Annotated in this window: 6 protein-coding genes; 2 read left to right on the top strand and 4 right to left on the bottom strand. The window is 42.3% G+C overall.

Going from position 1 to position 9,867, the window contains the following annotated elements:
- Window positions 1-2,005 precede the first annotated feature (2,005 nt).
- The 4 genes from HDC90_RS23545 to HDC90_RS23530 all read right to left on the bottom strand — a co-directional run bounded on the left by HDC90_RS23545 (window position 2,006) and on the right by HDC90_RS23530 (window position 8,500).
- Entirely contained in the window at window positions 2,006-3,412 is a 1,407-nt protein-coding gene (locus HDC90_RS23545) for a TolC family protein (protein WP_184470843.1), read from the bottom strand.
- Window positions 3,399-6,599 (bottom strand): efflux RND transporter permease subunit, encoded by a 3,201-nt coding sequence (locus tag HDC90_RS23540; RefSeq protein ID WP_184470842.1) that lies wholly within the window; start codon window positions 6,597-6,599, stop codon window positions 3,399-3,401. The genes HDC90_RS23545 and HDC90_RS23540 overlap by 14 nt, the downstream gene beginning before the upstream one ends.
- Window positions 6,600-6,622: 23 nt before the next feature.
- Window positions 6,623-7,759: an efflux RND transporter periplasmic adaptor subunit gene (locus HDC90_RS23535; protein ID WP_255497826.1), complete on the bottom strand. Its 1,137-nt coding sequence runs from the start codon at window positions 7,757-7,759 to the stop codon at window positions 6,623-6,625.
- Between the two features lie 135 nt (window positions 7,760-7,894).
- Window positions 7,895-8,500: a TetR/AcrR family transcriptional regulator gene (locus HDC90_RS23530; RefSeq protein WP_184470840.1), complete on the bottom strand. Its 606-nt coding sequence runs from the start codon at window positions 8,498-8,500 to the stop codon at window positions 7,895-7,897.
- Window positions 8,501-8,679: 179 nt separating this feature from the next.
- Here HDC90_RS23530 and HDC90_RS23525 point away from each other — a divergent pair, with 179 nt between their 5' ends.
- Together HDC90_RS23525 and HDC90_RS23520 are read left to right on the top strand one after the other, a co-directional pair.
- Complete coding sequence (locus HDC90_RS23525; protein WP_184470839.1) at window positions 8,680-9,123, top strand: GNAT family N-acetyltransferase; 444 nt, start codon at window positions 8,680-8,682, stop codon at window positions 9,121-9,123.
- Between the two features lie 555 nt (window positions 9,124-9,678).
- Window positions 9,679-9,858: a hypothetical protein gene (locus tag HDC90_RS23520; protein ID WP_184470838.1), complete on the top strand. Its 180-nt coding sequence runs from the start codon at window positions 9,679-9,681 to the stop codon at window positions 9,856-9,858.
- Window positions 9,859-9,867: the final 9 nt, after the last annotated feature.

Genomic DNA, 9,867 nt, shown 5'->3' with positions numbered 1-9,867 from the left:
AGGTAAGGTCATTAGTGTTTATTCGCATAAATCATAATTAGCTATTTACAAAGCTAATTCTGTTACCGAATTACTAAACCTTTACAGCAATGACGGAATTGGTGTTCAGGATAACAGCTAAACGGGAAGTTCCTCTGCTCCATGCTATCTACACCTCGCTATCCGGCCTAGGATATGATGGAAGGATAAAACGTTAAAACTTTTGCCCCCCCTTTCAACCCACCACTACCCCGAGGCAGCACGCCCTCCCCGATTTTTCATCAGCTTGTCCCGAACATTCTTCGGGAGGGCTTGTGCTGGCGACCTCAAAGCTTTGACGAATTTATCCGACATCAGATCCAAGCCTTGATTTTTTGGTCCCTTTTTCATCAAGGAACCTGCGAAGCAAGCTTGAAGACCTATAAAAACATAAACAAACACTGAAAAAAAGGACTAGCCACGGCGGCAATGAGCCGTTTCGAAATATTTAAATTCTACTTTATAATAGCGAGCGCTTTAAGGTTCCCGCCTGCGCGGGACCCGATAGCTATCGGATGACGACCGGTTGAGATAAAGGATTCTAATAAAAGTGTCGTCATCTCGACTGGAGTGCAACGGAATGGAGAGATCTTTGTACCATGTTATTGAAATCAAATTTAAAAGATCTCTCCGCTACGGTCGAGATGACGAATTGATCGAGCTAGAATGACTTAATGGTAAAACACTACTAATGAGATTGCTTCGGCTCGCTCAATTCCGGCCTCGCAATGACGGATTAAACGAAATAGAAATTACGCATAATATTTCTCTGCTCCCTGATATCTGGCTAGGAGATGATGAAAGGAGATCCTTCGACTACGCTCAGGATGACAAAACCGGAGGAAAATACAACGATGATGAATTGATCGCGATTGAAAGGACGCGATAAATCCACCGCCCCATGCGATCAGCACCCTGCTATCTGCTCCCTACTATCCGGCCTTAGGATATGATGGAAGGAAAAAACGTTAAAGCTTTTGTACCTCCTCCCAACCTACCACAACCCTGAGGCAGCACGCCCTCCCCGATCCTTCATAAGCTTGTCCCGAACATTCTTCGGGAGGGCTTGTGCTGACGACCTCAAAGCTTTGACGAATTTGTCCGACATCAGATCCAAGCCTTGATTTATGCCTTCTTAGCTGTTGTTTTTATAGGTAGTCATGCTTTCGCTGCGCTCAGGTTTGGTTACCTTTTTATCAAGAAACCTGCGAAGCAAGCTTGAAGGCCAATGAAAACATAAACAAAAACTGAAAAAAGGTAAGAGCCCCATCGGCGGCAGTAGACCTGTACCGATTTTCATCGGTAGCCGAGGCAAGGCTGAGCTGAGGGAAAAAATGCACCCTATTAACCTAACTTAAAAGATTTCTCCGCTACGGTCGAAATGACGGATTGTTCGCGATAACGGCAATTAAAAGATCCTTCGTACCTCAGGATGACAGCAAAATGGGAAGTCCATCTGCACCATGCTATCTGCTCCCTGCTATCCGGCATGGCAGATTTTCGTAGGAAAAAGCACGGAAATCTTTGCAGTCCCCCCCTCATAACCCCACAGCCCAAGGCAGGATCAAAGCGGGAGCGGTTGGATAAGTAGGGATGAGAGCCTCGATGCTGCCGCAATCGAGATTTCCGTCGCTTTTTACAAGAAAGGATGCGAGCCTTGGGCTTTTGTTACTTTTGGGCCAAGCCAAAAGTAAGAGCCCCTCGGCGGCGGTGAGCCGAGGCAAGACCGAGCAAAGGGCAAGAAAATAGTAACCGAATGACAAAAGATGTTTAGATTCCGGATAACATAATAATGTTAGTACTAATCGCAGATAACCCATAGTAGTAAGATTGCTTCGTCGTTTCTCCTCGCAATGACGAAATTCATGTTACAATGACAGCTTTAAATAAAAAAGCACCAAGAACATCGCGCTCTTAGTGCCTAAATTTATACACAAGCCTATAAAATCTTTAAGATGTTATAGGCTTATTTATAGTATTTTACAAATTAATTCCAGCCGCCGCCTAACGAGCGGTACAAACCAACAACTGCATTTAACTGCTCTGTTTTAATGGTGGTTAACTCCAGTTCGCTCTGCAATAAATTGCCTTGGGCGGTAATTACCTCTAAATAATTGGCCATACCGCTTTTAAACAACAAACTTGCATTTCTTGAAGCCTGTTGTAAAGTCTGTGCTCTTTTTTCGGCAATACTGTATTGTGTTTTTAACTTCTCTACTTTCGTTAACTCATCAGAAACTTCGCCAACAGCATTTAATACCGACTGACGGAACTGAATTACCGATTTCTCACGGTCGATTTTAGCCAGTTCTAAATTGCTTTTTAACTGTCCGCGTTGAAAAATAGGCTGGGTAATCCCTGCCCCAACCAAACCGAACAACGATGCCGGTACATTAAACCAGTTGCTTGCTTTAAAAGAGTTAATACCTCCGCTTGCGGTAATCACCAGCGATGGATATAAACTGGCTTTCGCCACCCCAACCCTTGCATTGGCAACGGTTAAAGCCAGCTCTGCACTTTTAATATCAGGCCTGCGGCTTAACATCGATGAAGGGAAACCTGCATTCAGGTCTTGCGGAATAGTCATATTATCTAAACGGCTCTCGCGCTTAATGGCATTAGGCAAAGTACCAATCAGTACACTTAAAGCATTTTCCTGTAAGGTTACACTCTGCTCTAAACGGGGGATCAACTGTGCCGCATTTAACTGCTGTGCCTGCGCCTGCTGTATCGCCAACGAAGTTACCTGACCAGCATCGAACTGTAAATTGATAATCCTTAATGTGCTGTCGTTCAATTTTAAGTTCTTTTTGGCAATTTCCAATTGTGCATCGAGCATTAACAGATTGTAATAACCTTGTGCAACATTGGCCACCAAACGGGTTTGAACGGCTTTACGTGCCTCTTCTGTCTGCAAAAAACTGGCTAAAGCGCCAGCTTTTTGATTGCGGATTTTGCCCCAGATATCGGCTTCCCAAACCACACCCAGGTTGGCATTATAATCTTCGATGTGTGTGGAACCTGTAAACTGGTTCAGGCTTAAGCCATTTAAACTGTTATCGCTCGGGCGACTCGAATTTGCCGACACCTGCAATTTCAATTCAGGTAAATAACCCAGTTTTGATTGTTTAAACAATACTTCGGCTGCATCTATATTTTTCAATGCAATCTGCATATCGTAATTTTTAACCAAAGCTGTATCAATTAAATTTTGAACAGTAAGGTCGTTGATAAAACTCTTCAATGGCATACTGCCAACACTCGAAGAATCTTTAGGCAATGAATTTCTGAACAAGCCTGGCGCAATATTGGGCAGGGCTGTATCTTTCGAAACCGAACATCCGCTCCAGATTAAAGCCAGGAGCAGGATGGTAATGATATTAAACCGTTTCATAAACTACATGATTATTATTTACAGGTTCTCCATGGTGGTGAATAACCTCATTTCTTGATTTTTTTGATATTTTTTCCTGTAAAGCCTGGAAGATGACAAAGAGTACCGGAATGATGAACAAACCTAAAATTACACCCGATACCATACCCCCTGCTGCACCGATACTGATGGAGTGGTTACCCTGTGCCGATGGACCTGTTGCAATACTCATCGGGAACAAACCAAACACAAAGGCCAGTGAGGTCATAATAATCGGTCTGATCCTCAATCGCGCAGCTTCTATAGCCGAATCAACCAAACTGAGCCCTGCCTTTCGTCGCTGCACGGCAAACTCTACAATCAGGATGGCGTTTTTAGCCAGCAACCCGATGAGCATAATCAGTGCTACCTGCACATAAATGTTATTTTCGATACCGGTTAAACCCAATACCACAAACACACCGAATACACCGGTAGGGATAGATAAGATTACCGCCAATGGCAGGATATAACTTTCATACTGTGCTGATAATAAGAAGTAAACAAACACCAAACAAAGCAGGAATATCACTGTCGACTGTCCGCCTGAAGAAATCTCCTCACGTGTTTGTCCCGAGAATTCGTAAGCATAACCGGTTGGCAATTGTTCTCTGGCGGTTTCTTCTATCGCTTTAATGGCATCACCAGAACTGAAGCCTGGTTTAGGGATGGCATTTACCTCGATAGAGTTAAACAGATTATAACGCGAAGCCGTTTCCGAACCATATACACGGGTTAATTTAACCAGGGTACTGATGGGCACACTTTCTCCGTTTTTGTTCTTCACAAACACACGGTCGATACTTGCAGGATCGGTTCTGTCGGCCACATCAGCCTGAACAACCACACGGTAGTATTTACCAAAGCGGTTAAAATCTGATGCCTGTGCAGTACCGAAATAAGTCTGCATGGTTTGCAGGATGTCTTTTTTGCTTACGCCCAACTGATCGGCTTTTTCGTCGTTAACATCCAATTGTAACTGCGGATAATCTGCTTTATAAGAAGTAAAAGCATAAGCAATAGCTGGTTTCGCCATTAACTTTCCAATAAAGTTATTCGCTACACCACTAAATTTATCGAGCCTGCCATTCGTTTTATCCTGTAACATTACGTTCATGGCCTCTACGTTACTAAAGCCTGGCACGGTTGGGAAACTGAATACAAAGAAGGTACCGGCAGATATGGCTGCCATTTTAGCCCTTACAATGTTTTGTATCTCATCGATATTTTTTACTGCTCCCCTTTCTTCGTTTGGTTTTAACAATAAGAAAATCTGACCAGCTGACGGACTGTTTGATGCCGTTAAAAAGTTATAACCAGCCAACGACATCACAAATCTTGCTGATGGCATCGCCCTCAACTCTGCTTCGGCCTGTTTTAATATTTTATTGGTATTGGCTAATGATGTTCCCGATGGACTGGCAACCGCGATAGCCACAAAACCTTGATCCTCAGTAGGAATAAAGCCTGTTTTTGTTCTGCCTACCAGAAAAATGGTAACCAAAACGATTAAGGCCAACCCGCCCATACTGATCCATTTGTTACGGATAAGCACTTTTAAGCCACCGATATAACGGTTGGTCATATAATTGAAACCACCGTTAAAACCTGCATAAAACTTTTCTACAAAACCTTTTTTAGGCGCGTTATGTCCACCTTCGGCATGTTTGTTCTTTAAAAATAAGGCCGCAAGCGCAGGACTCAAAGTTAAAGCGTTAACAGCCGAAATAATGATGGCGATGGCCATGGTTAAGGCAAACTGTTTGTAGAAAATACCTGTTGAGCCAGTCATAAAACCAACCGGTAAAAATACTGCCGCCATTACCAATGTAATCGATATAATGGCCCCGGTAATTTCGTTCATGGCCTGGGTAGTGGCCGCTTTCGGGCTAAGCGAAGGATTTTCTTCCATTTTGGCATGCACTGCCTCTACCACCACAATCGCATCATCTACCACAATACCAATGGCCAATACCAGTGCAAAAAGTGTTAAAAGATTAACCGAGAAGCCGAACAGCTGCATAAAAAAGAAGGTACCGATAATCGCCACCGGAACCGCTATAGCCGGAATTAAGGTAGACCTGAAATCCTGAAGGAAGATAAACACCACGATAAATACCAGTAAAAAGGCTTCTATCAAAGTGTGCTCCACCTGGTTGATGGATTCATCAAGATCGGTTTTGGTACGGTAAAACTGATTGAATTTAATACCTGCAGGGAAATCTTTTGATAGTTTTGCCATCAGTTTATCAATGGCAATCTGGATTTCGTTGGCATTAGAGCCTGATAACTGGATGATACCAATGGTAATACCATCATGTCCGTTTAAACGGTTTACACTACCATAGCTATAAGCACCCAATTCTACACGGGCCACATCTTTTAAACGTAATATAGAACCATCAGAATTGGAACGGATCGCGATATTCTGATATTCCTCTGGTTTGGTCAGTTTACCTTTATATTTAATGATATATTCAAAAGCCTCACTACTTCTTTCACCAAAACGACCAGGTGCTGCTTCCAGGTTTTTATCCTGAATGGCAGTGATCACCTCATTGGGTGTAATTTTGTAAGTGGCCAACTGACTTGGGTTTAACCAGATACGCATTGAATAATCTTTAATACCGCCAAATACACTGGCCGAACCTACACCCGGGATACGTTTAAGTTCGGGAATGATATTGATCTGTGCATAGTTGTTTACAAAAACAGCATCGTATTTTTTTGGGTCTTCGGAGTAAACACCAATAGCACCAATAAAACTGTTTTGCTGTTTGGTGGTGGTAATACCATATTGTACAACCTCTGCCGGCAACTGACTGGTGGCCTGCGAAACCCGGTTTTGCACGTTTACCGCTGCCTGATCGGGGTTGGTTCCTTGTTGGAAATAAACCGTAATGGCCAAAGTACCATCGTTACTGGCACTGGAGGTCATGTAGGTCATGTTCTCCACACCGTTAATGGCTTCCTCCAATGATGGTGTTACCGAACGTAAAATGGTTTCGGCATTGGCCCCAGGGTATACAGCGGTTACCAATACCGACGGAGGTGCGATATTTGGAAAGCGCTCTAAGGGCAACTTTGTTAAGCCAAGTATACCAACTATTACCAATAAGATGGAAATAACAGTCGAAAGTACAGGCCTGTCTATAAATTTCTGAAACATGACTTTTTAGATTTTAGGTCTTATTAATTTTTTGTTTTTGCAACAGCTACTTTATCTGCTGCTTTTTGAGGCTGGATCACCATACCCTCCTGTAACTTATCAACGCCGCTTAACACAATCTGGTCGCCAACTTTTACCCCGTCTTTAACCAGGTAGTTTTCGCCGGCTTTACCCACAATGGTAATGGCCTGTTTTTTTACCTTACTGCTATCGCCTACGGTAAATACAAATACTTTATCCTGCATTTCTACTGTAGATGCCTGCGGCACCAGAATGGCATTATCGTGCTGTAAACCTAAACGGATTTTACCGGTATTACCCGAGCGCAGGGTTCCGCTGGCATTAGGGAAACTGGCCCTTAAAGTAATAGCACCTGTGTTTTTATCAAACTGACCGTCGATCATATCGATTTTACCTTTAATCGGGTAAGCAGAATTATCGGCCAGTAAAAGTTCAACTGCCGGTAAATGTTTAATCCGGTCTGCAGGGGTTTTACCCGGGTAGTTTGCGTTGAAATTGTTAAAGTCGTTTTCAGCCAGAGAGAAATAAACATGTACTTCATGTATATCTGATAACTGTGTTAAAGCCACCTGATCTGTAGGAGAAACTAAACTTCCCTGTTTCTTAGGGATACGGCCGATATAACCGTTAACAGTGGCCTTAACATTGGTGTAACCTAAGTTGATCTGTGCTGCAGCAACACTGGCTTTAGCTTGTTCGGCATTTGCCTGCGCAATTTTATAAGCTGTTTTTGCCGTTTTTAACTGAATATCAGAAACAACTTTATTCTGAACAAGTGGTGTTAACTTATCAACTTCTAACTGAGCGTTTAAGATAGCCGCTTCTGCTGCGTGTAAACTCGCTTTGGCATTGTTTAAAGCCTCACGGTAAGGGTTTTCGTTAATTTTGAATAGCGTTTGCCCCGCGGTTACATAAGCGCCTTCGTTAACCAAAACACTTTGTAAGTAACCACTCACCTGCGGACGGATATCGATATCAACAGCACCCTGAATAGAAGCCGGATACTCGATATACGTAGTTTCGGTGCTGGCATTAATTGCGCTTACAGGTAATGCTGGCGGCGGAGGTGCGGCTGCAGCCTGATCAGGAGACGACTTACAACTCACCAAAATTATAGATGCTAAAGAAATTGTTAACATTATCTTAATACTATTAAACCGTTTAACAGTGTTAAGTAAAGGATACAAGCGGTGTAGAGATTTCATATGATTAAATTTAATTGGAATTAAAGTGTATAAATAATTTAACGGTGTTAAATTACTTTGTAAAAAAAATTAACTATTAATAGATAACGTAATGCCTTTGATGGCATCTTTTAAAATTTGCTGGTTTAATTCATCTGTTGTTCTTCCGTTCGGGCGAACCAGGTTAATGGAAATTAAACCATGGATGATAGACCAATAGGTGTAATACTTCATGCAGATATCATCCTCAGAAACAGGTTTCTTCTCAAATAAAGACTCGATTACATCGCCTAACATACTGCTTAGGTTCTCGGCTTCGGGCATCGAATTTTTAACGGTACAACAAACCATATCCACACCATACATCAACTGATAAAATTCTTTGTGGGCAAAGGCAAAGTTCCAGTAGGCAATCCACATGGCTTCCATTTTATCTTCCGGAGATTCGTGTTTATCCCTAGCTTCGCGGATATCTTTCGCCAACATTAAATATCCCCTTCTGGTGAGTTCCAGTAAGATGCCATCTTTGTTAGAAAAGTATTCGTAAATAATTGGTGCGGTATATTCAATCTGGTCGGCAATTTTACGCATACTCAATGCCTGCCAGCCCTCTGTTTGAACAATATTCAAGGCAGCATCCAGAATTTTTGTTCTGGTCTCATCTTTTAAACGTAGAATTCTTTCTTTACTTCCCATGACTGGAATATTAGGTGTAAATAATCTAACACCGTTAAGCAAATGTAGAACCAATTCCAGAATTGACAATCATGCATTTGTCATAAACATTTTATTGCTTAGTTTTACAGCTGATAATCAACGATTAAAGTGTTTAAAGCACATTCCGAATAAATTAATTTTCTCAAAAAATATAAAAAATGATTTTCCGCGAAGCAAAAACGACTGACATACCTGCGATACAAACTGTCAGGCATACGGTAAAAGAGAACATTTTGTCAGATCCGGCACTGGTTACTGACAAAGACTGCGAAGAATTTATTACACAACGCGGCAAAGGATGGGTTTGCGAAATAGGTGGAGAGGTAGTTGGGTTCTCCATCGTAGATTTAAAGGAGCATAATATCTGGGCTTTATTCCTTCGTCCGGAATTTGAAGGCAAAGGCATTGGCAAAGAACTGCACCGGTTAATGATGGATTGGTATTTCGATCAAACGCATGAGCCGGTTTGGCTGGGTACAGCGCCGAATACCCGCGCGGAAGAGTTTTATAGCCGGCAGGGCTGGAAAAAAGTAGGGATGGTAAACAAAGGTGAAGTGAAATTTGAGATGAGTTATGAGGATTGGGTGAAACGGAGTATTTAAATAGTTACCACTAAGAGTCCTCCTGACAGATTTCAATAAAAAGGTCGTCATCTCGACTGAAGCACAGCGAAATGGAGAGATCTATCTAGGTAGATTTAGCTTCGCTGAGCACTTCGTGGTTCTCGACTGCGTTACACCCGATAGCTATCGGGTCCGCTCAAAATGACGATCACTCGAGGGCAATTTCACGAGTATTAAGAATAAACCATATAAGGCATATAAATTACATATAAGCTCAATGCCTAATATGTTCTTACATTTCTTATATGGTGAAAAACTATAATAAAAGTTTTAACCACTAAGCCCCTAACCTGGAGCGAAGCGGAAAAGCTACGCAGTAAAACAAGTTACTATTGACGTTATTTTGCAATTACTTAATAATAAGATATTTGAGACACTATACATTTCCACGCAGCTAGGCCACGTCACCGGATCCCCGTTCCACTTAAATCCGGCCTAACAAATTTTTCGGGCTGCACTGCCCAAGCCAACGTACTCGCTTCGAAAGAAAACGGCGAAGCCCTCATGAATGCAGCTGAAAGTTATAAGTAACAAATGAATAAATTTTCAGCCGGCATTTTTTGTTTTTTCATGGGGTTTTATGTTTTCAACGGCATTCAAGCTAGCTGTGCTGGTCTTTTTGATGCCAAAAAGAAAGAGCCCTTCGGCGGCGGTGAGCCGAGGCAAGACCGCGCCGTAGGGCAAGAGAAAACAATTGTACGTCATTCATATTGATTTTAAACA

It is taken from the genome of Pedobacter sp. AK013, from assembly GCF_014205835.1.
GTDB lineage: Bacteria > Bacteroidota > Bacteroidia > Sphingobacteriales > Sphingobacteriaceae > Pedobacter.
Note: the sequence above shows the minus strand (reverse complement) of the source record. Positions and strands in the feature narration are given on the sequence as shown.

What these genes read in the sequence shown, in the direction of transcription:
- HDC90_RS23545 (WP_184470843.1), bottom strand. Translation starts at nt 3,412, where the DNA reads ATGAAACGGTTTAATATCATTACCATCCTGCTCCTGGCTTTAATCTGG.
- HDC90_RS23540 (WP_184470842.1), bottom strand. Translation starts at nt 6,599, where the DNA reads ATGTTTCAGAAATTTATAGACAGGCCTGTACTTTCGACTGTTATTTCC.
- HDC90_RS23535 (WP_255497826.1), bottom strand. Translation starts at nt 7,759, where the DNA reads ATGTTAACAATTTCTTTAGCATCTATAATTTTGGTGAGTTGTAAGTCG.
- HDC90_RS23530 (WP_184470840.1), bottom strand. Translation starts at nt 8,500, where the DNA reads ATGGGAAGTAAAGAAAGAATTCTACGTTTAAAAGATGAGACCAGAACA.
- HDC90_RS23525 (WP_184470839.1), top strand. Translation starts at nt 8,680, where the DNA reads ATGATTTTCCGCGAAGCAAAAACGACTGACATACCTGCGATACAAACT.
- HDC90_RS23520 (WP_184470838.1), top strand. Translation starts at nt 9,679, where the DNA reads ATGAATAAATTTTCAGCCGGCATTTTTTGTTTTTTCATGGGGTTTTAT.